The organism is uncultured Nostoc sp. (assembly GCF_937863485.1).
Classification (GTDB): domain Bacteria; phylum Cyanobacteriota; class Cyanobacteriia; order Cyanobacteriales; family Nostocaceae; genus Nostoc.
Genome location: NZ_CALMFY010000204.1, coordinates 16,313 through 42,189 on the forward strand (window position 1 = coordinate 16,313; position 25,877 = coordinate 42,189).

The window sequence follows — 25,877 nt, forward strand, 5'->3', positions numbered from 1 at the left end:
CGTTGTCTTAAGATTAAAAGACTTGCCAGAGTCGAAAAAAATTAAGTTAAGTTACAAACAAATACAGTTATGTCAATTGAACTTCAGTCTGAACTTCTTCAAGCGGTTGAACTTCGCCGCAACTTTGCGATTATATCTCACCCGGATGCAGGTAAAACTACACTAACAGAAAAGCTACTCCTGTACGGAGGTGCAATTCATGAAGCTGGCGCGGTCAAAGCGCGACGGGCACAGCGTAAGGCGACCTCTGACTGGATGGCAATGGAACAACAACGGGGCATTTCCATTACCTCCACAGTGTTGCAATTTGAATATCAGGACTGTCAAATCAATTTATTAGACACCCCTGGACACCAAGACTTCAGTGAAGATACTTATCGTACCCTTGCCGCCGCCGATAATGCAGTGATGTTGGTTGATGCGGCAAAAGGTTTGGAAACCCAAACCCGCAAATTGTTTGAAGTTTGTAAGTTGCGGGGTATCCCGATCTTTACATTTATCAACAAGCTCGACCGTCCAGGAAGGGAACCTCTAGAACTGTTGGATGAAATTGAACAAGAATTGGGATTGCAAACCTATGCAGTAAACTGGCCGATTGGTATGGGCGATCGCTTTAAAGGTGTTTTTGATCGACACAAGCAACAAATTCATCTGTTTGAACGCAGCGCCCACGGCAGCCGAGAAGCCCGTGATACGATCATAGAATTAGGTGATCCGAGAATAGAAGAGCAGCTAGAACAAGACCTCTACTACCAACTGAAAAATGATTTAGAACTGTTAGAAGGAGTTGGACCAGAGCTAGATTTGCAGTTGGTACACCAAGGCAAAATGACGCCAGTGTTCTTTGGTAGCGCCATGACTAACTTCGGGGTAGAGTTATTCCTCAAGTACTTCCTCGACTATGCCCTTAAACCCGGTTCTCACTACAGCAGTGTTGGCGAAGTTCCTCCTACATACCCGGAGTTTTCGGGGTTTGTCTTCAAACTACAAGCGAATATGGACCCGAAGCACCGCGATCGCGTCGCATTTATCCGGGTATGCACTGGTAAGTTTGAAAAAGATATGATGGTGAATCACGCCCGCATTGGTAAACTCATCCGTCTGTCTCGCCCGCAAAAACTCTTTGCCCAAGAGCGGGAATCGATTGATGTGGCTTATCCTGGCGATGTGATCGGTTTGAACAATCCCGGTGTTTTTGCGATCGGGGATACAATTTACACGGGACAAAAGCTCGAATATGAGGGGATTCCGTATTTCTCGCCGGAACTGTTTGCGACTCTCAGGAATCCCAACCCCTCGAAGTCTAAACAATTCCAAAAAGGCGTTGCGGAATTGCGAGAAGAAGGTGCTGTGCAGATTATGTATTCAACTGATGAAGCCAAGCGCGATCCAATTTTGGCGGCGGTGGGTCAGTTGCAATTCGAGGTGGTACAGTTTCGCTTACAAAACGAGTATGGTGTAGAAACCTTACTAGAGTTATTGCCCTACAGTGTCGCCCGTTGGGTTGAGGGTGGTTGGGAAGCATTAGAACAGGTGGGACGGATATTCAATACCACTACAGTTAAAGACAGCATGGGACGCCCAGTGTTGCTATTCCGGAATGAATGGAATTGTCAACAGTTACTTGGCGACCATCCAGAGTTAAAATTAAGCGCGTTGGCAAAGCCCGCCGTAGGCATCGCTCCAGTATTTTCTAGTCAACAACCAGTGGAGGAATAATTCACTTAACTACGAATTTTAGATTTTAGATTTTAGATTTTTTGGTTTATGTCTCAATGCCATTTGACGGCAGTTGCTTCTTTTAAGGGAGACGCGCAAGGGACAAGTCGGGAAACCGCTTGGGCGCACTGCCTCCTTTATGCCGGAGAACCCGTCTACCGCAGTGGCTCCCCTAGTGGACTGAACAAATCCAAAATGCTCAATTTAAAATCCTCAAGCCTCGTACCCAAGAGGCACGGGGTCAATCCAAAATCCAAAATTCAAAATTGGTTGACAAGTAAAACTTGGCGCGGTTGAGTTCCACGGCATCCGAGGTTCGCGCTTTTGCACAAACGTGGATCACTTAGAAGAGATTGGAGTGCCAGAATTTGTATGCCTTCACATGCCAAATCGTCTTTGGAGGCTGGTTTAGTTGCCCTCAAGCAGGGAAATTATCAAACAGCGATCGCTCAACTAGAACCTATTGCTAGCAGCCAAAATCATGCGACTGCTAGCTTACAAGCCCAGGTTGGTTTAGTGATGGCTTATGCTCGCTGTGGCGAAGTTCCCAAAGCGATCGCTATTTCCCAGAATCTCATTGAGAGTAACAATCCGCAAGTTCAAGAGTGGGCAACACGCGCTCTCGAACACCTGACAAAACGTAAAAAACCTGATCAAGAATCAAAAAATGTCGAAACTGGATTTGTTGCCTTTGAGAATTCAACCCCAGATTCTCCTCCAGTTACCCCCCCGGTAACTTCTACATTTGAGGAAAAGCCAGAAGATCAAGTAATCGAAACCAAGAGTGACGACACCCCGCCAATGGTGGCACTAGGTAGACTCAAAGCTACAGTAGCGACACCACTACCTCCACCAACTGCACCCCTAAACGGTTTCATGGGTTCTGTAACCCGCACCCAAGCCAAATTATTCGGCGTTATTTATTGGCGGCAAGCCCAACGCGCCAGAGCATGGCAACCCCTACGTAAACCGAAATTAATACCCTTGCGGTTGCTGGCAGCAGGAACATTCATCGCCCTGTTTTGGGTAATGCGAGAAATCCTCAAGTTAGCAATGGGATTCATCAACCTAACTTTAGTCAAACTGCCCTATGTGGAGCCTGTACAGCTTTTATACCGCGACCCTACTCAATTGTTGCTAGTAGTATTGGTGATTTTGATCGGAGTATCACCTTGGTTGCTGGATCTGCTACTGGCGAACTTGTATGGTCAGCGAGAATTTCCCAAGGATGTATTGAATGCCCATAGCCGCGAAGCCGTTCGGGTGCTACAACGTTGTTGCCAACAGCGGCACTGGCCGTTACCCAAACTGCGGATTTTACCAATGGCTGCACCAATTATCCTGACCTATGGTAGTTTACCACGTAATGCCAGGATTGTTGTCAGTCAAGGGCTATTACAGCAACTGGCAGATGATGAAATTGCCACTATCTACGCCACGCAGCTAGGGCATATTGCTCATTGGGATTTTGCTGTGATGTCTTTGTTGCTGCTGGTGACACTACCAACTCATAAGCTATATCAGCAAATGTCGCAGTGGGGAGACAAAATATCAGGGAAAATTTGGCGCTGGCCGGTGACAATTCTGGCTAGTCTAATTTATGGAGTTTGGTGTTTGCTGACTGGGACTGCATTATGGTTGTCGCGGTTGCGGCTTTATTATAGTGATCGCGTCGCCGCTGAAATTACTGGTAATCCCAATGCCCTGATTCGCGCCTTACTTAAAATTGCCATTGGAATTGCAGCTGATATCGAAAAACAAGAACACACCAGTTGGCAACTGGAAAGCTTAAATCTCTTGACACCAGTGAGTCACCAACAAAGCCTGTCTTTGGGCACTATTGCCAGCAATCTATCTTTTGAATCCTTTTTGAAGTGGGATACTGCCAATCCCTATCGCCAATGGTTTACAATTAACAATAGCCATCCGCTGATGGGCGATCGCATCGAACGCCTCTGCCAAATAGCCCGTCACTGGCATCTAGACACCGAACTACATTTTCCTAGTGAACCATCAAAGGTTAAGCGTCAGTCTTTCTTATTACAAATCGCTCCCTGGTTAGGAATTCCTCTAGGGGTTGTGTTTGCAGCTTTGGTCTGGCTAACGTGGCAACTAGCATTCGCACTTAAGTTTTTAAATCTAAAGTGGATATATGAAGATTGGTCTTTCATTACAGGCTGCCTTCTAATTGGTTTTAGCATCGGTACAGTGATGCGGATTAATTCTTTCTTCCCCGATATTAAACCTGCCACTGTGCAAACTGACTGCCTACCCAACCTGTTAGCTGACCCTTGTGCCTTACCGATTGACAGTATCAGCGTGCGGATTGTGGGTAAACTATTAGGTCGTCAAGGCACTAGCAACTCCCTAGCGCAAGATTTAATTCTCCAATCCAGTGCAGGTTTAGTGAAATTACACCACGTTTCTTGGCTAGGACAGTCAGTCAATCACCAGGATCTGATCGGTCGGCAAATTATCGTCACAGGTTGGTTCCGACGAGGAGCAACACCTTGGATCGATATCCAAACTCTGGAAACTCAAAGTGGTAAAACTATTCATAGCCCTCATCCCATTTGGTCTATTTTTTTGGCAGTTGCAGCACAGGCTTGGGGCGCATACGTTTTTCTCAGTGGTTAGTCATTGGTCAGAAGAAAATAAACAACTGACAAAGGACAAACCGAAATGTAAACAAAAATTGCAGGTTTTCTGGAAAAGTGTTACATTTATTTACACAAACAATAGCAACCGACATAACTCAGCATTACAGCTTAGTTATGAACTCGGATGCTTTTCCCCCACTCCATACCTTTTTATCCTCCCAACACAGCAGGAAATTAACCAGCCACTGGCTGGTTTTTGTTTCAAAATATTCTCCCTTAAATAAAAAAATGGGTTTTATGTTATGTTACGATGCAATAATACTAACGTCGCAAAAGTATGCGCTAAACTAGCTACGTAGAAAATACCGTGGTAATGTAAGGAATGGTATTTGATTCTGCGAAAAAGGCATGGAAGAAAGCGTGTACTTTAGCAGGCACTACGCTATTAAATTTACAATTCTTAGAATTAAGGTGTTATTAGCTCACAATAGTGTGAGCCTTTGGATTAAACAAGCTTGATCCCGACGAAAAACTGTATTGTATAGGTTGACAGTTTTGAGCAAAAAAATTGGTTGATGGCAGTCTTTGTCAATAGCATCTATTTCAAAGCCAAAGCCAAGTGATTGTTTTCTCCCCTTGCCATGTTCATTTAACTCTGGAGGTATAGTTCATGCCCGTTCGCCTATATATAGGTAATTTGCCTAAAGAAGAAATAGATCGTCAAGATCTGCAAGCAGTTTTTGCAGCAGAAGGTGATGCTGTAACTACTAAATTAATTAAAGACCGCAAAACTGGCAAATGCCGTGGTTTCGGTTTTCTTACCGTCAACAACGACGAACAAGCTGACGAAATCATTGAAAAGTACAATGGTCAGATGTTCAAAGACACTCCCATTAAGCTAGAGAAGGCATTACCTCGGACAAAGGGTGAGGAGGGCGAGGAGCAAGCTCCTAAAGCAGTTACTCTTCCTACTACGAGTACCCCGATTCCTAGTGTTAATAGAGAAGGTAGAGAAGGTAGCCGTCGTGAGAAAGGTTCTAAGAAGCCTCGTCGTGGCGGCGGTGGCGGAGCTTCTCGTGAAAGTACCACTACAACTACAGATTCAGACGCTATTCGTCCAGATCCTCGTTGGGCTTCAGAATTAGAAAAGCTGAAGCAAATGCTAGCTGCACAAACTACAAATTAATCCCTAAGGGAGAGAAATTAAAAATTAAAAATCAGAATTTTTTTTGATTTTTAATTTTTAATTATCCATTATTACCTAGCTGCTTAGTTAAAAGTTACTTGCAGCTAATTTTGTAAGTATGATCGCATAGTCAAATCAAACGACACATAAATTTCACTTATTTCCCATACTTACGTAATAGCAATAAGTCTATACTGATACAACAGTAACTTCTATAGAGTTACTGTCAAAACCTGCTTATAAAAAAATTAAGTTTTTGTGATTAGACGTATTCAAAAACCTGACCGAAGTGAATGCGATGCCTACGGCGGGCTGCGCCTACGCAGTAATTATCTGGATTTGACAGGTTATAGTCAGTAATGGCTAGTTTCATACTGCCAAGTGAACGGTCGGCGCAATCGCTCGAAAGATAATTTACACTCAAAGTGATACCGATCATTTGCAGCTTCTGTTATGTCCTCAACTCTAGATTCTTTGCCACCTGCGCTCGCTAAAATTGTCCAGCGCTTTCAACGCGCTTCCGAACCGAAGCGACGCTATGAACAGCTAATCTGGTATGCTCAGAAGCTCAATGAGTTCCCAGAAGCTGAAAAATTAGCCGAAAATAAAGTTCCTGGTTGCGTGTCTCAAGTTTATATCACCGCAGCCTTGGATGACGGGAAAGTTGTGTTTCAGGGCGATTCCGATTCCCAGTTAACCAAAGGATTAGTAGGGCTTCTGGTTGAAGGATTGGATGGACTAACGCCAACTGAGATTGTCCAACTTACTCCAGATTTTATTCAAGCAACAGGTTTAAACGTTAGTCTGACACCTTCCCGTGCTAATGGGTTTTACAACATTTTTAAAACCATGCAAAAAAAAGCATTGGAATGTAAGTTAGATTTGCCTAGCTAAACTAGATAAGTGCAAATAAATCTCAAAAGTGAGGAGTTATAAGTTAAGAGTGATGAGTTTTGAATTCCTAACTCTTATATATACAGACGCGATTGAATCGCGTCTCTACTTCTAACTCCTCATTCCTAACTCTGAATAATAAATTTAGTCAAATGTCAACAAATTTATTATCTACCTCTGCTGCTATTGGCTTTGGTGGAGTAGTTCAAGAATATCTCTGGAATTGGGAAAATCAGCAATTGCGCGTTGTTTATGAAACCCTCGGTAAAGGTTCACCGCTATTGCTACTACCAGCTTTCAGCACTGTTTCGACGCGTTTGGAAATGGGCGAACTAGCCAGGTTACTAGCTCCCCATTTTCAAGTTGTAGCCATAGACTGGCCTGGATTTGGACAATCTTCTCGCCCTAGTTTGAATTACCGACCGGAAATATATCAGCAATTTCTGGAAGATTTTGTCAAAACTATTTTTAATACCCCAATTACTGTGGTAGCGGCTGGTCATGCTGCTACTTACGTTTTACAATTAGCTGTGAAGCGGGCTGCTTTCTCACGGATTGTGTTGTTAGCTCCTACTTGGCGTGGGCCTTTGCCGACAATGGGAGCAAGTCAACAGATAGCTGGCATGGTGAGAGAATTAGTGCGATCGCCTATACTTGGTCAAGCTCTCTACAAACTCAACACTACCCAATCTTTCTTAAGTTTTATGTACCGCCGCCATGTGTTTACTGACGCGGCTAAAATTACACCCAGTTTCATTGAGAAGAAATGGCAAACGACTCAACAACCAGGAGCGCGATTTGCATCTGCTGCTTTTGTAACTGGTAATCTCGATGCTGTACATGAACAATCTGATTTTCTGGAACTTGTGCAGTCTTTAACCGTACCGCTCATGGTAGTAATTGGGGAATCCAGTCCCCCTAAATCACGAGAAGAAATGAACGCTTTGGTAGCCTTACCAGGAGTAAAAAGCGTCGTCGTTCCTGGTTCTCTGGGACTACATGAAGAATACCCAGCAGTTGTTTTAGAAGCAGTTCAAGATTTTTTGTTCTCTTCAGAAAATTAAATCCTCACTTATCCCTCAAAGTATAATTTTATTGTTTGCGCTCATTATTATCACATAGCGCTTCTCGTTTGTATGCAATATACTCTGACCTCTCTCTTAAAAGGAGAGAGGCTTTAAATTTTACAGGGTGATGTAGTAAATGGTGTGAAATTAGCGATCGCTACATTGCACTGCTATATCTGCCCCTATTTCCGTTTGAGTACGGATCTCAATTTAATCTTTTTTAGGTTAAAAAATGAGCGTAAATCAAAATTTTAAACATGAGTAACAATCAGAAATTAAAATATTTATCTCTAGCGTATTGTGCGTATCTTGCACTGACAATATATTGGGACTTTCACTACACTGGCCCAGTTAAATTTTTGGGAGAAATGCAGATGAGTTTGTTTGGTAAGCAGTGGCAAGCTGTAAGTTTAATGATCGTTAATCTTCCAGTTATATCGTTAGTGACTTATTTACGCAATCGAGTTCAAAGCCAAAATCCAGATAAAGAATTTTCTGCTAAGTGGAATGTAATTGATGATTTGACAAGTAACCGACTTCTAAAAAATGCGCTCATGCCGATAATTATTTTAATTATCGGGCTTATTGTACTAAATATTACATTAGCGCAATCATTCGGCAAAGATATCGGTACGATTAACATCGCTCAACTAACTTCTGGCAAAATTGCTGATCATAGTTTTTATGCCAATATTTCAGGCTATCCAGATCCCAATGTGTTAGCAATACGAAAGGGAACTAGTATACCTCAAGTCTATATTGCATTGAGAGAGAATTCTCAGTCGAACACCCCGGTTCATTTGATTATTTCATTAAACAAGGGTGATATTGAAGAGTATGTTCACAAAGATCCAAAAAGTGAAATAGTAATGGTGAGTGGATTTGTGACTGAGGGTGGAGAAGGAGAAGTGAGAACGTGGTTAGAGAAGCAAGGAGTTGCCATTGCCGATAGTTACTGGACTATTATCCCTAAAGTTAATCTGAGTAACCGCAGTAGAGGGAAATATTCTTCAATATTTATAGCTATTGCCTTTATTAGTTTTGCCGCTTTTATCTTTTATAGAAATTCTAAAGAACAAACAGCATAGCTGAATGTGGTATCACCGTGCCAAAACCGGAAAATTATACACTAAGGCTGAAACTAATATAAAGTAAGCTTTTTAATAATTATCAGTTGTCAGTTAAAATTGTAAGTCAATTGGGAGTCAGAGTCCCCCATTATATCGGCGTTAACTGATAACTGAAAACTAATCACTGAAAACCGATTAGTGGTTGTATACAATATTCCTATCAGGCTACCCCAATTTGGGAATATTTATTACTTATTATAGATGCAGAGAAATAGAATCTTTCTTAATTAAATTATGTGATGATTTTGCTGAAGCCTAAAAGAAGGCAAGCTAGCACAAAAATATAAAAAGATTTATCATAGGCGATAATGATTATCCACAAAGGGAGACAAGGGGAATTTAGAGTATGGTGGCTGACGTAATTAACAATTCAGTTCCCGTTACTGTTCTTACAGGCTACTTGGGAGCAGGTAAAACGACTCTACTTAATCACATCCTCACCTACGAACACGGCAAGAAAGTTGCTGTGATTGTCAATGAATTTGGGGAAGTGGGTATTGATAATCAATTGATTATCGATGCAGATGAAGAAATTTTTGAAATGAACAATGGCTGTATCTGTTGTACAGTACGCGGCGACTTAATTCGGATCATCGGCAATTTGATGAAGCGGCGCGATAAATTTGACCATTTAGTAATTGAAACGACTGGATTAGCCGATCCAGCACCAGTGATTCAGACATTTTTTGTTGATGAAGATTTGCAAAGCCAACTGTCTCTAGATGCGGTGGTGACAGTCGTAGATGCCAAGCATATTTTGCAGCATTGGGATGCAGACGAAGCACAAGAACAGATTGCCTTTGCCGATGTAATTTTACTTAATAAAACTGATTTAGTAGCGCCAGAAGAGTTGGATGAATTAGAAAAACGGATTCGGGCGATGAATGCGATCGCAAAAATCTACCGTACCCAAAATTCTGAATTAGGAATGGATGCTTTATTAGGTGTGAAAGCCTTTGATTTAGACCGGGCATTAGAAATTGATCCAGATTTTTTAGGCGAAGATGCTCATGTACACGATGAAACTGTCTTTTCTGTGGCTTTAGTAGAAGCAGGCGCAGTCGATGGAGAAAAATTAAACGCTTGGATTTCCGAGTTACTGCGTACCCAAGGGCCAGATATCTTTCGGATGAAAGGCATTTTAAATATTGCTGGAGAAGATAATCGATTTGTGTTTCAAGGAGTACATATGATATTTGATGGCAAACCCGATCGCCCCTGGAAATCAAGTGAAACTCCTAAAAACGAACTGGTCTTCATCGGTCGCAATCTTGATGCAGCCCAACTCAAGCAAGATTTTCTCGCCTGTCTGGTATAAAAAGGGAGTTAGGAGTTATCAGTTAAAAATTCAAAACTCCTAACTTCTAACTTTTAACTCCTGTAGAAAATATGAACTCCACAACCAAATCTAAGGAATTTGAACAACATTATTCGGGGACACTTTCAGATTATGTAACTGCGATCGCTTGGTCGCCACAAGGTAAAACTTTAGCAGCAACTTCCGCCGCCGGAGAAGTAGTTCTGTGGAATGATGGCGAACTCACAACCTTACAAACTGGTAACGGTAAATCGGTAGACTGTCTTGCCTTTTCGCCAGATGGAAAATTTTTAGCTGTTGGTGGACAGAATGGACAAGTAAAAATTTGGCAGAATACTGAATTAATCGCCACTTTAGAAAATGCCCCCGCATGGGTTGACAAGCTAGCTTGGAATTACACTAGTAACCAACTGGCTTTTAGTTTAGGGCGTTACGTCCAAGTCTGGGATGCAGATACTGATGAAATTGTCGTGACGCTGAATTTCGACAACTCTTCAGTATTGGGTATAGATTGGCGCATTGACGGACAATATTTAGCCATTAGTGGTTATAAGGGAGTCAAGATTTGGCATAGTCAAAACTGGGATGAAGAACCGTACAGCCTGGATACGACTACTGTCAGTCTAGCGATGGCTTGGTCGCCCGATGGCAAATTCCTGGCTTCTGGCAACATGGATCGTAGTGTCACTGTTTTGGAATGGAACAACCCTGACCCTTGGGTAATGCGTGGCTTCCCTGGTAAAATTCGCCAATTGGCATGGTCAGAAGCTACAACTAAAGTGGGTGCGCCGATACTGGCATCTTCTAGCGTTGAAGGTATTGTGGTCTGGGAAAAGCTAGAGGATGATTCCTTAGGTTGGGAAGCACGAGTCTTAACTAATCATGTAGATGTGATCAATGCGATCGCCTTTGCACCCAAAAGCTTCCTTCTCGCTTCTGCTGCTGCTGATGGCTGGTTGTGTTTGTGGAACCAAGCCAAGGAAGTATCCCAAATTATCACAGGTGTCTCAGGAGGCTTTTCTAGCCTAGCTTGGCATCCCCAAGGCAAGTTACTAGCCGCAGGTGGTGATCAGGGCGAATTAGTTGTTTGGTCAAAGGTTTTGCGGGGTCAAGGATTTGGGCGTAGTTAAGCAATACTCACTACTTGTTGAAGTTGAACCCCGGCAATTTATTAGCTATCCTGTATCAGCAAAGGTATCTTTGTGAGAATTATGAAAATAGTCAAACTGATTTTACTTGCCTGTCCTGCCCTTCTAGCATTTATGTTGCTGGTAGTCAATCCAGCACACGCATCCAGCCTGAAATCTGCATATGCTACACAAATTATTACGATAGCATCTACACAACAAATTCCTGATTTAGCAACACCAAAGTTGACTCAAATATCTAATCCGATTATTGATCAACTTGGTTGCAATTGTGCCAACTGTGTTCAAGCTAAATTTCAGTCGCTACAAGGCAAACTGCCATCTGTCGATTTTTAATAAAGTTAGGAGTTATGAATACTGTAGGGGCACAGCAATGCTGTGCCCTGATTAATTTTAATCAGCTTTTTGTCCGTGGCGATTGCGCTGGCTGCGGCATAATTATTTATGTAATCAAGATATTCGCTGAAGGTCACGCCTTAAAAAAGAAGTAGGAAAGCTGTTCAGTGAATTCCTAGATACTGAGAAAGCCACTGAAGTTGGTACAATCGCTATCTGTACCCAAGCAGTTAAGCTCTTGAACAAAAGAGCTAGTCCCGGAATTGGAAAACTTGCTAGAGTGAACAGAGTTAGCCTTAATGTCTAATCGCCAAAACCTATACATCTCATGGATTTTGCTAATATTGCATCCCAGTTAAATGCTGGAACGATTTTGCCAGAGGGGATTGTTATTCTCACCCTCTTGGGGGTTTTGATTGTTGATTTGATTTTGGGGCGTACATCCGCGCGCTGGATTGGATATCTAGCGATCGCAGGTTTGCTGACTTCGATCATCGCCCTATACTTCCAATGGGATGCGCCAAATCCCATCTCCTTTACTGGTGCTTTCATTGGTGATGACCTCAGTATTGTCTTTCGCGGCATCATTGCTTTGTCTGCCGCTACCACTATACTGATGTCAATTAGCTACATTGAACAGAGTGGCGCTGCTTTAGCAGAATTCATCGCTATTTTGTTGAGCGCTACTCTAGGAGGGATGTTTTTATCCGGGGCTAGTGAGTTGGTGATGATTTTCATCTCCCTAGAAACCCTGAGTATCTCCTCTTATTTATTGACAGGTTATACTAAGCGTGACCCTCGCTCCAATGAAGCGGCGCTGAAATACTTGTTAATTGGAGCTTCCAGTACAGCAATATTTTTGTATGGCGTATCACTGCTGTATGGACTATCTGGAGGACAAACGGAACTGAGTGCGATCGCTAATGGTATTGCCACAGCTAAAGTCGGTCAATCTTTAGCTTTAGTGATTGCCCTGGTTTTTGCGATCGCAGGTATTGGCTTCAAAATCTCCGCTGCACCCTTCCACCAGTGGACACCAGACGTTTACGAAGGCGCTCCCACCCCAGTAATCGCCTTTTTATCAGTTGGTTCCAAAGCAGCTGGATTTGCCCTAGCCATCCGCTTACTGACAACAGCATTCCCCCTTGTTGCTGACGAGTGGAGGTTTGTCTTCACTGCTCTGGCCGTTCTCAGCATGATCTTGGGTAACGTAGTCGCCCTAGCTCAAACCAGCATGAAACGGATGCTAGCTTATTCATCCATTGCCCAAGCTGGGTTTGTGATGATTGGCTTGATTGCTAGTACACAGGCAGGGTATGCCAGTATGATATTTTACCTACTGGTTTACCTGTTCATGAACCTATGCGGCTTTACCTGCATCATTCTGTTCTCACTACGGACAGGAACCGACCAGATTGCCGAATACTCTGGTTTATACCAAAAAGACCCACTCCTAACATTGGGGTTGAGTATCGCTCTGCTTTCCTTGGGTGGTATTCCACCATTGGCTGGGTTTTTCGGCAAGATTTACTTATTCTGGGCTGGTTGGCAAGCAGGACTTTATTGGTTAGTCTTACTGGGCTTAGTTACCAGCGTCGTCTCCATCTACTACTACATTCGCGTAGTCAAGATGATGGTAGTCAAAGAACCCCATGAAATGTCCGACGCGGTGAAGAATTATCCACAAGTGCGTTGGGACTTGCCTGGGCTGAGACCTTTGCAAGTTGGGTTGGTAGTAACATTAATTGCTACTTCCATAGCAGGAATTTTGTCCAATCCACTGTTTACATTGGCTAACAATTCCATCTCCCATACCCCAATTTTGCAAGCAACAATCAACAGTAATCTAAAAGCACAAAATCTACTGCTTTTACCAAAGTTAGATTCGGTTAGTCAGTCTCAACCCTCAGTTGATTCTACTACTAAGATTTAACCGAGTCTCACTCAATAGAACTTTGTGCTATAGGACACGCCTGTTTGCTAATTAGCAGACAGGCGTTTGTTATATCTTTTAACTTAATATTCAGAAAAGCTTGAAACGACCAATTTTCGTTAATTCATATTCCTGGAGTAGAAAAACATCTAAGTTGTTTTCTTGGCTAAAATAGAGCGAACTTGCTGCCGTAACTGCTGAGGGAATAGCCACATACTTAAGTACAAGTATATGTCAATCGGTCGGAGCTTGCCCCATCGTATAGCTTCCCCCAACAAAGGAAAGAAGGCTTTCCAATCACCTACAAAGGATGCAGAAGGAGCGATAATTGTTGCAATGAAGCCTGAATAAGCCTTTGGTGTTACTAAATTGCGGTTGTGACGAATCCAATCCAAGGAATATTGCCAGTCCTTGATGTTGCTTAAGCGCTTGATTCCCATTTCTGAATGCCAGATTGACATAGGCTCAGGCACAAACTCTATTCCTACACCTTCCATAGCACTAACTCGAAGCAACCACTCCCAATCCTCATGTCTGTAAAATTTTTCTTCTAGAGGCATTTTTTGCATTAACTCTTTTTTCATGAAAAGAGTTGAGGTTTGTATGCAGCCCTCTCCTTTAAAAAAGGAGTTACGCGCAAAAAGATATTCACTTAAATGTTCCGAGAGGTTAGGTAGCCTTCTCGGACAAATAAACTTACCTTTGTGAGTATGGGAAATGAAACGACTGGCGACAACTGGAAAATCATAATGGGAATTATTTGCTACTTCAAGTTGACGCTCCAATTTTTCTGGAAGCCATTCATCATCGTCATCTAAAAAAGCTATCCAAGTGCCTTTAGCCTCTCTCACACCAGTATTTCTAGCCCCTGATGGTCCAACATTTTTTGGTAGTTCTATTACTCTCAATCTTGGATCAGCTATCTGAGATAGTCCATTGACTGTTTCCTGATCGGGACCGTCTATGATCACAATCACTTCAATTGATTCTAGCGTTTGAGTTAATGCAGTCATGACACTCTTTGCAACAATTTGTGGTCTATTGCGTGTAGGAATCACGACGCTGACTATTATTTGGTTAGTTTCATTTACCATTGCTAATTTTTTGGGTAGTGATCAAGATGTAATAATAGATAGAGTAGAGGTGATTGCTAATTACTCTTTACCCATGCCTGTCTGTCTAAACTGTGCTTCTTATAAAACGGTTAAAAATGGTCGCATCCACAACGGGAAACAACGATTCAAGTGTCGTGAATGCGGACGGCAATTCGTTGAGCATTTGCCAAAGAAAGTGATTGATTTGGGGACACGAGAATTGATTGACCAACTGCTGCTCTCACGCATCTCACTTGCAAGAATTGCTCGTGCCACGCAGGTTTCTGAGCCAGGGCAGAAAACTACGTGAATGAGAAATATGCGTTAATGCCCCGAAGCGTACAAGTGACATCCAAAAAAAAGGGGGGTTTAATGATTTAATGCGATGAATTGCGGTCATTTGTGGACAATTTGAGTAACAAGCAATGGGTTTGGTTAGCGCTCGATGCAGACACGTGCGAAATTGTTGATATTTATATTGGCGCGGGATCAAGCCTCTGCCCGTCAGTTATGGAATACCTTACAATACGGTCTATCGCCAGTGTGCGCTCTTACATCGATTTTTGTCCTGTGTATGCGGCAGTGTTACCGAGCAAGCGGTATCGAACAGTGAGAAAAAAGACGGGAAAAACGAGCTATATTGAGCCATTTAATAATACAACATTGAGATAATCTGTGTCCCAATTAGTCCAAATAACTCTGTCCAATTCTTACGTCATTAGAGAATCACATTGCTGCCATTTAGTATTTCATTCATTACTACAATACATCATTACTTGTTTAGTACTTCCACAGTCCAAATCCTGATGTGATTCGGATTGTTAGAGGTTGTTTGAAAAGTGTTTTGCTGTAACTTTAGGCACTTTTAAACCCCCTAATAATCCACCTTAAAAAGGGGGATTTAGAGAGAACTAGAACTTTTGATACCGACAAGAGGACTTTTCAAATATCCTCTTATACGGTCGTCTTTTTTACTTATAAAATAAACTTAGCACATTGTCAGACATTCACTGACATCTTGAGAAATTAAATATTAATCGACTGAAACGGGCGATTCACACCCGAAAATCCCCGAATCGGGAAAGAGCAAGTCACGCAGGGGATACCTGCAAGGGTGAAGATATAAAGCTGCTTCGATAAACAATCGATTGTCTTTAGCGGTAACTCCCACATCGCCCTCTCGCCCAGGTAGCAAGTCTTTGATTCTCTCCCACTGGTCATCTCGTAGTGCGTATCGGCGCGTCATCGTTTTTTTGTTGTCTATTCTTGTTTAGCAGTTCTGATTTCAGTTTACGTAATTGATGACACGCCCTAGCGCTGTTTTATTACTCTCGTTAGAGAATATTATAAGCCTTGTTTTTCCATGCTTGGTTACGGGCAAAGATTTTTTTTGGTTTGATAAAATAAGGCTTTGAACAAGATTCAAGGTCAGCATCTTTTTTCTCTCGCCAGAGACATAAAAGAGCGCTAGTTACGATACTTCCCATCTGTCGATGTTGTTTGAGTAATTTTTCAATAAAACTTAACGCGACTCAAAATTGCTTGGCTAGCAGCCTTTGAGAAATCTTCGCTTCAGCGTATGTCTCAACAATTTTCTGGCGTAGGTCAAGTGAGTATGCTTTCATTTCTACTGAAGGAAATACGATTGAGCTATTCTCTATCTGTACCTCACTGGATCGGGAAACACTATATATAAATTTTTGTAACGATAATTAAACTTTTGATGCATTTTATTATATTATATATTTGCAAGTTTTGTTAATCAGTAATTATGCGTAAATAAACAAAGAACTTCTAAGCAAGACTGAATTAGTCTAGCTAAACATGCTAAAGTTGGGATTCAAATAGGAATCACTAGCTGTCCAAGGTATTTATCGAGAAGGTCAAAAACGCTATGACTATTTCAATATTATCAAATCACTAACTTTTGCTCATGGATTAATACTTCTTGCTTGTTTATGTTACACGTCCCAGATTAATATTATTATCTTGGGTGCTAAGTATGTTATTTATTTATACTGGTAGATATGCTGTAAATATTACTCTTGAATATCTGCGCAAGCAGAAAAAATAGTTCGTTCTTCTGTATTCATTATTTGTGAACCTTAAGATCATGAGCAGATTGCTAGCTTTATAAAAAAAGAAAAGCATTATATTGTATCTGGAACGGCGAATGCTAATTTATTAGACAGATATCAACGTCAGCAAATCTTGAATCAACTTAATCAATTAGCTGTAACAGAAGTTTTTATACCTTGGGATACTCTAAAAAATAGAATACTTTTATGCTTGATAGTTTTGGGAGAAATAGTATTCGAGAAAACAAACCCTGGCTGAGGTGAGTAGCTCCACTATTAGTCGTGTACTGAAACGTTTGGGATTAACCCGAAAAAAACATTCCATGCCACTTAAAGGCAGACAGAGCGAGTTCAAAACTTACGAAGAGATTACAGTAAACAAATAACCACCCTAGAGTAGAGGATTTGGTATTTGTGATGAAGCTGTAGTCAATTTAGGAATGACTCGTCAATTTGGACGGGCATTATCAGGATAAAGAGCTTATGGAACACGTCCTCAACAACGAGGTAAGAATGTGAGTCTTATAGCGGTTATCGATTGGATGATAACACCAAAATCCTTGCTGTCAAATCATTTCAGCAAAGTTTTTGTATCTCACTCAACTGCACACTACTATATAGGTGCGATGCCTACGGCGGTAAACTACGCATTGCGAGGTGTTATTGCTTCGACAGCTATTCTGGGGGCAACGGAACAGTGCCTTACAGAATATTTAGAGCCAGTAAGCGAGTATTATATATAACTTTTAATTTCAGCAAATTAACTTCATAGAACACACGTTCGTATCTGATCCAAATGTTTACTGCTATAAGTAATTCCCTCTCAATGATGGTCAATCGGTTAGCACAAAGCATTACAGCCTTTGTATTAACCGCTGCTATTGCTAAGACTCTAGGAGTTGAGGCTTTAGGGCAGTATCTACTAGCGTATAGCTTCTACTATATGTTTATGGGCATTGCTTCACAAGGGCTAAAAGTATTGTTTACCAGAGAACTAGCCCGTGAACCAGAAAAAACATCTGTTTGTTTAATAAGTGGTAGCTGGTTGCAATTAATATTTAGTTTTTTCAGTTATGGGGCTTTAGTGATTGTAGTGTTTTTACTTCCCTATAGTTCTAAAACCTCGACTATTTGCTACATCATGGGCTTCACGATCATTCCTTTTGCACTTTCCAATATCACTGAGGCAATTTTTCAAGCTCAAGAAAAGATGCATCTGATTGCCATCGCTACAGTGCCAGTGTACATTGGACGCGTAATCATAATGATTTGGGCGATGCGACTGAAATATGGAATTGAATCTGTGGGGGCAATCCTATTTTTTTCAGAAACACTAATTCTGGTAATTGAATGGATTTTTATCACACAATCAGTCAAAATCCAATGGCAGATTGATAGAATTTTTGTACGGGATACAATTAAAAATGTACGGACATTTGTTGCTATTGAAGCAATGGCTGTAGTCAGTAGCAGAATGCAAATTTTGATTCTTTCATTGTTAGGAAATGAATTTTTAGTTGGTCTTTTTGGTGGGATAGGACAAGTGCTACAACCCTTTTTGATTATTGCCAACAGTATCAGTGTAGGAATGTTTCCGACACTCTCAAAAGCAGCAAATCAAGGGCAGGAAAAGCAGCAGCAGATCGCTGAAAACTTTATTGAAATTATACTAACTATGGGATTACCCTTATTCCTTGGATTGTTATTTTTTGGTAAAGATTTACTGGTTTTTATCTATACCCCTAGTTTTGCTCAAGGAAGTTTAGCTCTGAGTATAACTGCTGTATCACTGCTTTTATTGCCTTTCATACGCACACTGTGCAATCTACTTGTAGCCAATCATTTTGAGATAGTGAACCTGCGTGAAGTGTTTATTACAACTGTATTAGCAAGCTTGGTAGGTGTGGCATTAGTTCCGCAATATCATTTACTAGGTGCAGCTATAATGACATTGGTAATGACTGTTCTTGGCTTTAGCCAGTATGTTTACTTTACGTATACTCTTTTATTTCCATTAAACTTTTGGCGAATTATTCGCCGTCCAGTTATAATCGGCACTTTGATGCTAGTTGTATTTTTAATTTTAAAAAATATTAATTTAGACTTTTTATTAACTCTGATTATTGCGACTTCCTTTTATATTTTATTTGTTATTTTGATGAGTATTCATGTTTTAGGTGGAATTCATATTATCTGGGAAAAGTTTGTAAAAAAGGTAAAAAAGGGATGAAGTTTCAACACTTGCTCCTGCTTAGAAAATAGCAAATTTGCAAAATCTTAAAGTAACTAAAGCAATGAATATTGAATATCTCAAACCAGAAAAAGCAACAACCAAAAAATTAGCAACGGTAAATGAAACTAATCGAACAATCTAGGGCAAACGCATCTAAAAGTATAAAAATCATTTTTCTGCAAGAGTTCCAGGCTGGAGCATCAAACACTATTTTTTCATCAATATTTTTATCCAGTAAGCATTTCATAAATCACCTGCGTTTACCCTGACGGATAAATCCGCTACTCACAATAAAGATAAAAAATCCCTGTTTTCCATAAATAAACTTAGTAACTCTGAAACCGTAATTAATTACGAATTACTAACTATTCAGTCACTATGACCTCATAAGCTAATGAGTATTTAAATTGTATAAAAGCAAGGCTGAAGCCGCTTACTACAAGCGAATCATTCTACAAAAATGAATGACGATTAGCTTACCACAGTGAACATTAATTTTTTCTACAATCATTTGAAATAATTAGTAAACCTACTAGTCTAAAAAATTGGAATGGTGATTATAAATTCTGAACCTTGTCCTAGCACAGAATTTACTTCTAGAGTTCCCTGATGTTTTTGAACAATTATTTGATAGGCAATTGATAATCCTAATCCTGTTCCTTTTCCCACAGGTTTGGTTGTGAATAAATGGTTAAACATTTTTTGCCGAACATCACCCGATATTCCTACACCATTATCTTGAATCCGAATCAATGCGTGATTTGTATCCTTAATTAGGGCAGTATGAATTGTAATTTTATTGGGATTTTGCTTAATTTCATTAAAACTCACTCCAGAGTTAGACTCTTCTACAGCATCAATGGCATTTGCCAATAGATTCATAAATACCTGATTCAGTTGTCCTGGGAAGCATTCTACTAGAGGAAATTTACCATAATCTTTAACTACTTGAATATCAGGACGAATCTTATTAGCTTTCAGACGATGCTTAAGAATTAGGAGAGTGCTGTTAATACCTTCATGAAGGTTAAAGAGAACTTTTTGTTCTGTATCTCCTCTAGAGAAAGTTCGCAAGCTGTTACTAATATTACAAATGCGATCTGTACCTTCTTTCATCGAGGAAATGAGTTTAGGTAGATCCTCGCGCACATACTCCAGGTCAATTACTTGGATTCTTTCTTGAATTTCCTGAGATGCTTTGGGATAAGTTTGCTGATAGAGGTCGATGAGATGTAATAAATTCTGAATATACTCTTGAGCAGGAGTGAGATTACCTGCTATAAACCCAACTGGATTGTTAATTTCGTGAGCTACATCTGCGACAAGACTTCCTAAAGTAGACATTTTATTTTGCATTATCTGAAGATTAAGAAGCATAATTTCTAGTTCATGGCTTCTTTCTTCTAACTTATTTTGATATTCCTTTAATTCATCAATTACTTTCCTAAGCAAACATTCTTTTTTTTTATTTGTTTCTTCGAGTTTTGTCCGGTCTGATTCAGAGCGCTCCAATTGTTTTTGGATAATTCTATTCGCTTTTTTTAGTTCCTTAATTTCTTGTTGATAATCCACACTTTCCATCAGATATTACCGATTTCCCAGAATTAAAGTGACAAAAGTTTCATTATGAAATTGCATCTGGCTAATTCCCTCTATAGGAGCAATCTCTCCATAAGAATAAAATCCACAGGCAGGTAAATAGTCAGTCAGACAAAGTTTTATATTCTGGTACTCTTCTTTTGCTCTTGTACCAAGTATTTGCCGACGAGCTACACATGAAAAAAACAAAATAGCACTTGGTTCTGCACCTGGATAGTTATCTAAGGCATTCATGAATGATGTTTTAGAAGCTGCCAGAATATCTTCATAACCCGCTTCCGCAATTTTAATAACTGCTTGATCGGGAATATCTCCAAAAAAGGTAATGCTACCAGATTCCTGATTGTAAGCAATAGGTGCTCTGATATAAAAATTGTCTCCATTTTGATCAAACACTGCTAGTGGATATTCAATTGAAGGAGGAAGCAAACCTAAATAATGATGATAAAAATCTAAAGCTGGCTTACCATCTATTTCATAGACTATGTTCTTATCTACCTTAGTCACTTTGCTTATTTGACCGATGGGATGCCAACCACTTGTAACACCGTGGGAAAACAATATTGTGTCTGAAAAAAGTAGAATTGGTACAGAATCACTTAATACTTCTGTTTGAAAAAATTGATATGTATTTTGATATCTTGACTGATCGGCTGCCAAACCACCAAATATCGGCACATGTTGCCCAAGAGCTAGTTTTAAGCCATTCAATATAGAGACACCACTAGTTGTAAGACTCTCTGGATGAGTTAAGCATAGCTTTGGGGCTGCGGTACTTTTTGCTTTAGCTTGCTCCACAGCTTGTTTAGTTACAGTAACTGGATCACCTGAAACTTTGCGTCCAACTCCTGCATGAATTTCAACTTCGTCTGAGCAAAATAACATTAAGGTGATTGAGTCCTGCTGAAACTCTAAGACGGAAGAAATTTCTCCATCTGTTGTTCCACCAATCAACTCAATCCCCGGAAAAGCCTGATGAATTTGCTGCAAAATGAGGGAATGTTCAAAGTCAATTGCAGCAAAAATAATCCCAGCTTTTGGTATATTTCCTGCAAGAAAATTGGTACATTGCTGAAGAACTTCTTCAACTGCTGATAGAGAATCTGGATCGTTACTGTGACCTACTATTGCTTTGAACATAAGTTTATCTATTATATTGATGAACGTGATTTGCTATGATTCTTAAAGGGGAAGCTTGATAATAAACTCTGAACCTTGTCCTATTGCTGAATTTACCTCTATAGTTCCTCCATGTTTTTCGACAACAATTTGACGGGCAATTGATAATCCTAATCCTGTACCTTGACCCACAGGCTTGGTGGTGAATAAATGGTCAAATATTTTTTGCTGGACATCAGCAGACATTCCCATGCCATTATCTTTAATGCGAATCAAAATATGATTTTTGTTTTCATTGAGGGTAGTCTGAATCAAAACTTGGTTGGGATTTGCTTCAATTTCAATATAGGTGCGTCCTACATTAGACTCCTCTAAAGCATCAATAGCATTAGCTAACAAATTCATAAATACCTGATTTAGTTGTCCGAGAAAGCATTCTAATTCTGGCAAATTATCGTAATCTTTAATTACTTGAATATCGGGTCGATCCTTAGATGCTTTTAAGCGGTATTTGAGGATCATGATTGTGCTGTCTATGCCATCATGAATGTTGCAAGAAACTTTGCGATCGCTATCTGCTCGAGAAAAGGTTCTCAGACTAGTACTAATGTTGCGAATACGCTGAACACCCTCTTTCATTGAGGAAATTAAATTAGGTAGATCAGAAAGCATGTACTTCAAATCTATTGCTGCAATTTCCTCTTGAATTTCTGGAACCGGATTCGGATAGTGCAGCTGATAGAGATCAATGAGGTTAATCATGTCTTGGAAATATACTGAAGCGTGTCTGAGATTGCCATGAATGAAACCAACGGGATTATTAATTTCATGAGCAACTCCTGCTACTAATTGACCAAGGGCAGACATTTTTTCCGTCTGTACAAGCTGAAGTTGAGACTCTTGTAGGTCTTTTAATGCCCTAGACAACGCTGCTGTCCTTTCTGCAACTCGTTTTTCTAAAGTTTTTGTAAGATTTCGTAATTGAAGATGGGTTTTAATTCTAGCTAATAACTCTTCTTCATGAAAGGGTTTTGTAATGTAATCAACTGCCCCGATACTTAGACCCGTTACCTTACTATCTGTATCAGAATTGGCTGTCATAAAAATTACTGGAATATCACAAGTTGCTGAATTTTGTTTCAACTTTTTACAGGTTTCAAATCCATCTATTCCCGGCATCATCACATCTAATAAAATCAAATCAGGTTGCATAGATTCAGCCTTTTTAAGTGCTCTTTTCCCATCCATCTCTGTAGCAACTTCAAAGCCTACATAAGTCAATATCTCAAAGACCATTTCTAAATTAGTAGTAGTATCATCTACCACTAAAATTAAACTATCTTCTGGTACATTCGGCATTTTTATAACTCTCTTATAATTCATGTATTGAAATTAATTTAACTCCTTGTTACTTGTTCACTATTCACCCTGCGATCGCAGCTAAGTCACCTCTATTTTATTGGCAGACTGATTGATAAATTTCTAGTCTGACAATCCTATAGTTCCCAAAAACTCTGATAACAGCAACATTCTCACACTAAATTGCCCTATGCAACCACGGAGGCGATCGCTACAGGGTGGAAATTAACCAGCAATCTGCGCTTTCATCGAAGTTCAAGATCCTCTTTCATGAAGGCGATCGCTCTGATATTAGTGATTATTACCCTTGTCTTTTTATAAAAGTAGTGCTATTCCAGAATAATATTGTTGATGACACAAGTTAACTTTTTCAGTTAATCAAGAGTATTTATTATGAGTTCATACAACCATAACTATTTTTCAAAACAAATTATAATTCCGGATAATTTCGGTTATTTTTCTAAAAAAGTTTAACCACAAGTAGTTCAAAGGGAAAGGACAACAGGCAATTCTGCTACAGTGACCTATGTTTAAAAACGCGGGATTGAAATGAACTATTACTACTAAATTTATCTGATAAATATTTGCTTTTGCTGCTTTCGATCTGTGGACTAGCTATCAAGTTTTGATGCAAATTTTGGATGCAAAAGACTAAACAACAAAAAAGCCTGCCGTTCTCCTTAGCTTAAGAGCAAACTGCGGCAGGTTTAGTGGGTTTAGAACTGTCTTTGCTAAACTGTCAACCTCTTCTCCTGCGAAGACGCTGCATAAACGGGGAATTCAAAATTCAAAATTTATAGAGGCGCAGATAATTGCTAGTACAATATGGCGTAAATCCACCTATTATCTCAATTAACAATACTTGGAGCTTAACAAGGGATTTTGCCCCTTGTTAAAGGTAGTCAAACTTCCGCCACAGTGTACTAATTATCTTTTCCCTGTTTTTGAATTTTGTTGTCAACCATGATTTCTCAAGATAAGTGTTTTTGAACTAACCATTTTTACCCGCTTTTAATGGGACACCCGTTATTAGAGACGGTGTATTTTGGCTGTGATAATAATAACGAGCACAAATGCTACTTGATTTTTTGTTTAATAAAAGTCACAACCTGAGTTAGCTGTTTCTTCAAACCATCAATTTCTGCTTGCATTTTGACAATTTTCTCGTTCAACGCATTAATTTCTGTGTCAGAGACTCCTCCAGCGCTAGGAGTTGCGTTGCTTGCCGCCGTAGGCATCGCAGTATTTGCAGCAGTAGGAGTTGCGTTGCTTGCCGCCGTAGGCATCGCAGTATTTACGACGCTAGGGGCTGCTACCGTACCATTGGTGACACCAGAAGTTGCATTTGTGCCATTTTTTACAGCAATTTTTGCTGCTACTGGGACTAGTTCTGGGCGTGGCTGTTTCGCCTTGGTCATAGCTAACTTAATCGCACTAATTAGTTGCTTCTGATCAAAAGGCTTACCTAGAAATTCAAAATATTCAAAAGGTTCTGTGATTTTCTCGGTCACCTCTTCCTTGCGACCAGACATGATCACCAAAGGAATTTTCCTTAACTCCGGATCGGCTTGAACTTTCTGGAATACCTCCCAGCCACTCATTTTAGGCAACAGGAAATCCAGCATAATCAGGCTGAGTTTTTCCTGAAGGATGAAATTTAGTCCTTCCAAACCGTCTTTTGCTTCCAATACCTCAAAATTGCCCGGAGGCAACATTTCTCGTACTTTTACCCTGACAACTGTAGTGTCATCGATAACTAAAATCTTGTTGCTTGCCACGACTGTTTGCTCTAACAGAAACTTTAAGTGTAAATAGCGGCCTTGCCGATTGTCCTTGAGAATTCTCCCACTATATACAAAATTTCTATGAATTGGGGGATAGTATATTTCGGTATAAATGACATTGCTAGAGGTGTTTTGCAAAACTTTTGCTTGCGCTGTTTTCAATTTGTGTCATGGTGATATTTAAGGCTTTAGCTTTGATCTAGGGCATAAGGGACATGAGGACATGGAGGCACGGTGACTTCGTTAAGAGCATTCCCGCCTCTCCTGCTCCCTGCGTCTATTCTTATCTATCAATTTGTTAATTGACAAACCACTACTCTATATCCGCATCTTGCTTGGATGTCTATGATTTCGTCACAACAAGCCGAACTAAAGTCTGAAATTACGGCAATGCCTAGCTGGTTACGTCGCCCTATTGGCAAAGCTAGTGAAATCTCTACCGTACAACGCATTATTAAGCAGCGCCAAATTCACACGATTTGTGAAGAAGGACGCTGTCCCAACCGGGGAGAGTGCTATGCCCAAAAAACTGCAACTTTCTTACTAATGGGGCCTATATGTACACGCTCTTGTGCTTTTTGTCAAGTAGATAAAGGTCATGCACCAATGCCTGTTGATTTAGAGGAACCCCAAAAGGTAGCACAGGCGGTGCAGCTTTTGGGATTGCGTTATGTGGTGCTGACTTCTGTAGCGCGTGATGACTTGCCCGATCAGGGCGCAGTCCACTTTGTGAAGACGATGGCGACTATCCGCCAGTTGAACCCAGAGACTCAAATTGAAGTGCTGACCCCAGATTTTTGGGGTGGTGCTGGTGTTGGGGAGTCAGGTCAACGCCAGCGGATAGCCATGATTGTAAAAGCCAAACCAGCTTGTTTCAATCACAATATCGAGACAGTGCAACGGTTAACTGGGCCAGTGCGCCGGGGAGCCAAGTACGATCGCTCGCTTTTGGTACTGGCTGTGGTCAAAGAAATTGATCCGACAATTCCCACCAAATCAGGTTTGATGCTGGGACACGGAGAAACTACTGATGAAGTCGTCGAAGCAATGGCTGATCTAAGGGCTGTGGGGTGCGATCGCTTGACTATTGGGCAGTATATGCGTCCTTCTCTAGAACATCTGCCAGTCCAAAAATATTGGACTCCAGAGGAATTTGATCAACTCGGCAGATTAGCATGGGAAATGGGATTCAACCACGTTCGGTCTGGGCCTCTGGTTCGCAGTTCCTATCATGCTGGAGAGGAGGGAGTAGGGAGTGGGGAGTAGGGATGAAGCAGGGG

General features: G+C 40.6%; 18 protein-coding genes and 2 pseudogenes. 13 read left to right on the forward strand and 7 right to left on the reverse strand.

Translation table 11 applies throughout. The features are described 5' to 3' along the window. The first annotated feature begins 69 nt into the window (after nt 1–69). From prfC to Q0541_RS27820, 3 genes are all read left to right on the forward strand, one after another. Nucleotides 70–1,719: a peptide chain release factor 3 gene (gene prfC, locus Q0541_RS27810; RefSeq protein ID WP_298918879.1), complete on the forward strand. Its 1,650-nt coding sequence runs from the start codon at nt 70–72 to the stop codon at nt 1,717–1,719. Nucleotides 1,720–2,091: 372 nt separating this feature from the next. Further along, complete coding sequence (locus Q0541_RS27815; RefSeq protein WP_298918882.1) at nt 2,092–4,356, forward strand: M48 family metalloprotease; 2,265 nt, start codon at nt 2,092–2,094, stop codon at nt 4,354–4,356. Between the two features lie 633 nt (nt 4,357–4,989). Continuing rightward, entirely contained in the window at nt 4,990–5,505 is a 516-nt protein-coding gene (locus Q0541_RS27820; protein WP_298918886.1) for an RNA-binding protein, read from the forward strand. Nucleotides 5,506–5,767: 262 nt separating this feature from the next. On the opposite strand, the gene Q0541_RS27825 is transcribed toward Q0541_RS27820, so the two are convergent. Beyond that, nucleotides 5,768–5,944: a hypothetical protein gene (locus Q0541_RS27825; RefSeq protein WP_298918889.1), complete on the reverse strand. Its 177-nt coding sequence runs from the start codon at nt 5,942–5,944 to the stop codon at nt 5,768–5,770. A 14-nt stretch (nt 5,945–5,958) separates the two neighbouring features. Between Q0541_RS27825 and Q0541_RS27830 the strand changes: the two genes are divergently transcribed. From Q0541_RS27830 to Q0541_RS27860, 7 genes are all read left to right on the forward strand, one after another. Next, nucleotides 5,959–6,399 carry a SufE family protein gene (locus Q0541_RS27830; RefSeq protein ID WP_298918892.1) on the forward strand — a complete coding sequence of 147 codons (441 nt, stop codon included), beginning with the start codon at nt 5,959–5,961 and terminating at the stop codon, nt 6,397–6,399. 152 nt (nt 6,400–6,551) lie between these two features. Further along, entirely contained in the window at nt 6,552–7,463 is a 912-nt protein-coding gene (locus Q0541_RS27835) for an alpha/beta hydrolase (RefSeq protein WP_298918895.1), read from the forward strand. 260 nt (nt 7,464–7,723) lie between these two features. Beyond that, a complete protein-coding gene (locus Q0541_RS27840) occupies nt 7,724–8,554 on the forward strand; it encodes a hypothetical protein (RefSeq protein ID WP_298918899.1) in 831 nt (276 codons plus the stop codon). A gap of 388 nt (nt 8,555–8,942) precedes the next feature. Beyond that, entirely contained in the window at nt 8,943–9,914 is a 972-nt protein-coding gene (locus Q0541_RS27845; protein WP_298918902.1) for a GTP-binding protein, read from the forward strand. Nucleotides 9,915–9,985: 71 nt separating this feature from the next. After that, nucleotides 9,986–11,044, forward strand: a complete 1,059-nt coding sequence (locus Q0541_RS27850; RefSeq protein WP_298918905.1) for a hypothetical protein — start codon at nt 9,986–9,988, stop codon at nt 11,042–11,044. Between the two features lie 81 nt (nt 11,045–11,125). Then, entirely contained in the window at nt 11,126–11,398 is a 273-nt protein-coding gene (locus Q0541_RS27855; RefSeq protein WP_298918908.1) for a hypothetical protein, read from the forward strand. A gap of 328 nt (nt 11,399–11,726) precedes the next feature. After that, the gene (locus tag Q0541_RS27860) at nt 11,727–13,331 is read left to right on the forward strand and encodes an NAD(P)H-quinone oxidoreductase subunit N (protein ID WP_298918911.1); all 1,605 of its coding nucleotides are present in this window, start codon (nt 11,727–11,729) and stop codon (nt 13,329–13,331) included. Nucleotides 13,332–13,480: 149 nt separating this feature from the next. Here Q0541_RS27860 and Q0541_RS27865 read toward each other — a convergent pair whose 3' ends face one another. Then, the gene (locus Q0541_RS27865) at nt 13,481–14,344 is read right to left on the reverse strand and encodes a glycosyltransferase family 2 protein (protein ID WP_298918914.1); all 864 of its coding nucleotides are present in this window, start codon (nt 14,342–14,344) and stop codon (nt 13,481–13,483) included. Nucleotides 14,345–14,498: 154 nt separating this feature from the next. Here Q0541_RS27865 and Q0541_RS27870 point away from each other — a divergent pair. Next, nucleotides 14,499–15,170: pseudogene (locus tag Q0541_RS27870) on the forward strand (IS1 family transposase). Nucleotides 15,171–15,486: 316 nt separating this feature from the next. Here the strand turns inward: Q0541_RS27870 and Q0541_RS27875 are convergent. Next, nucleotides 15,487–15,671 (reverse strand): annotated as a pseudogene (locus Q0541_RS27875) (transposase); the annotation flags it as partial. Nucleotides 15,672–17,329: 1,658 nt separating this feature from the next. On the opposite strand from Q0541_RS27875, the gene Q0541_RS27880 reads away from it, so the two are divergent. Continuing rightward, a complete protein-coding gene (locus Q0541_RS27880) occupies nt 17,330–18,733 on the forward strand; it encodes an oligosaccharide flippase family protein (RefSeq protein WP_298918933.1) in 1,404 nt (467 codons plus the stop codon). A 540-nt stretch (nt 18,734–19,273) separates the two neighbouring features. Here the strand turns inward: Q0541_RS27880 and Q0541_RS27885 are convergent. From Q0541_RS27885 to Q0541_RS27900, 4 genes are all read right to left on the reverse strand, one after another. Then, nucleotides 19,274–20,317: an ATP-binding protein gene (locus tag Q0541_RS27885; RefSeq protein WP_298918917.1), complete on the reverse strand. Its 1,044-nt coding sequence runs from the start codon at nt 20,315–20,317 to the stop codon at nt 19,274–19,276. A 6-nt stretch (nt 20,318–20,323) separates the two neighbouring features. Beyond that, nucleotides 20,324–21,475, reverse strand: a complete 1,152-nt coding sequence (locus Q0541_RS27890) for an FIST N-terminal domain-containing protein (protein WP_298918921.1) — start codon at nt 21,473–21,475, stop codon at nt 20,324–20,326. A gap of 42 nt (nt 21,476–21,517) precedes the next feature. Then, on the reverse strand, nt 21,518–22,813 hold the full coding sequence (locus Q0541_RS27895) for a response regulator (protein WP_298918924.1): 1,296 nt from the start codon (nt 22,811–22,813) through the stop codon (nt 21,518–21,520). A gap of 1,076 nt (nt 22,814–23,889) precedes the next feature. Next, nucleotides 23,890–24,591, reverse strand: coding sequence for a response regulator (locus Q0541_RS27900; protein WP_298918935.1), 702 nt, complete (start codon nt 24,589–24,591; stop codon nt 23,890–23,892). A 351-nt stretch (nt 24,592–24,942) separates the two neighbouring features. Here Q0541_RS27900 and lipA point away from each other — a divergent pair, with 351 nt between their 5' ends. Continuing rightward, on the forward strand, nt 24,943–25,863 hold the full coding sequence (gene lipA / locus Q0541_RS27905) for a lipoyl synthase (protein ID WP_298918927.1): 921 nt from the start codon (nt 24,943–24,945) through the stop codon (nt 25,861–25,863). The last annotated feature ends 14 nt before the right edge of the window (nt 25,864–25,877 follow it).

Excerpts from the sequence above, each read along its gene's own strand:
- Q0541_RS27830 (WP_298918892.1), top strand. The coding sequence starts at position 5,959 with ATGTCCTCAACTCTAGATTCTTTGCCACCTGCGCTCGCTAAAATTGTC.
- Q0541_RS27860 (WP_298918911.1), top strand. The coding sequence starts at position 11,727 with ATGGATTTTGCTAATATTGCATCCCAGTTAAATGCTGGAACGATTTTG.
- Q0541_RS27880 (WP_298918933.1), top strand. The coding sequence starts at position 17,330 with ATGATGGTCAATCGGTTAGCACAAAGCATTACAGCCTTTGTATTAACC.
- Q0541_RS27825 (WP_298918889.1), bottom strand. The coding sequence starts at position 5,944 with ATGATCGGTATCACTTTGAGTGTAAATTATCTTTCGAGCGATTGCGCC.
- Q0541_RS27890 (WP_298918921.1), bottom strand. The coding sequence starts at position 21,475 with ATGTTCAAAGCAATAGTAGGTCACAGTAACGATCCAGATTCTCTATCA.
- lipA (WP_298918927.1), top strand. The coding sequence starts at position 24,943 with ATGATTTCGTCACAACAAGCCGAACTAAAGTCTGAAATTACGGCAATG.
- Q0541_RS27895 (WP_298918924.1), bottom strand. The coding sequence starts at position 22,813 with ATGCCGAATGTACCAGAAGATAGTTTAATTTTAGTGGTAGATGATACT.
- prfC (WP_298918879.1), top strand. The coding sequence starts at position 70 with ATGTCAATTGAACTTCAGTCTGAACTTCTTCAAGCGGTTGAACTTCGC.
- Q0541_RS27885 (WP_298918917.1), bottom strand. The coding sequence starts at position 20,317 with ATGGAAAGTGTGGATTATCAACAAGAAATTAAGGAACTAAAAAAAGCG.
- Q0541_RS27815 (WP_298918882.1), top strand. The coding sequence starts at position 2,092 with ATGCCTTCACATGCCAAATCGTCTTTGGAGGCTGGTTTAGTTGCCCTC.
- Q0541_RS27855 (WP_298918908.1), top strand. The coding sequence starts at position 11,126 with ATGAAAATAGTCAAACTGATTTTACTTGCCTGTCCTGCCCTTCTAGCA.
- Q0541_RS27820 (WP_298918886.1), top strand. The coding sequence starts at position 4,990 with ATGCCCGTTCGCCTATATATAGGTAATTTGCCTAAAGAAGAAATAGAT.
- Q0541_RS27850 (WP_298918905.1), top strand. The coding sequence starts at position 9,986 with ATGAACTCCACAACCAAATCTAAGGAATTTGAACAACATTATTCGGGG.
- Q0541_RS27865 (WP_298918914.1), bottom strand. The coding sequence starts at position 14,344 with ATGACTGCATTAACTCAAACGCTAGAATCAATTGAAGTGATTGTGATC.
- Q0541_RS27840 (WP_298918899.1), top strand. The coding sequence starts at position 7,724 with ATGAGTAACAATCAGAAATTAAAATATTTATCTCTAGCGTATTGTGCG.
- Q0541_RS27845 (WP_298918902.1), top strand. The coding sequence starts at position 8,943 with ATGGTGGCTGACGTAATTAACAATTCAGTTCCCGTTACTGTTCTTACA.
- Q0541_RS27835 (WP_298918895.1), top strand. The coding sequence starts at position 6,552 with ATGTCAACAAATTTATTATCTACCTCTGCTGCTATTGGCTTTGGTGGA.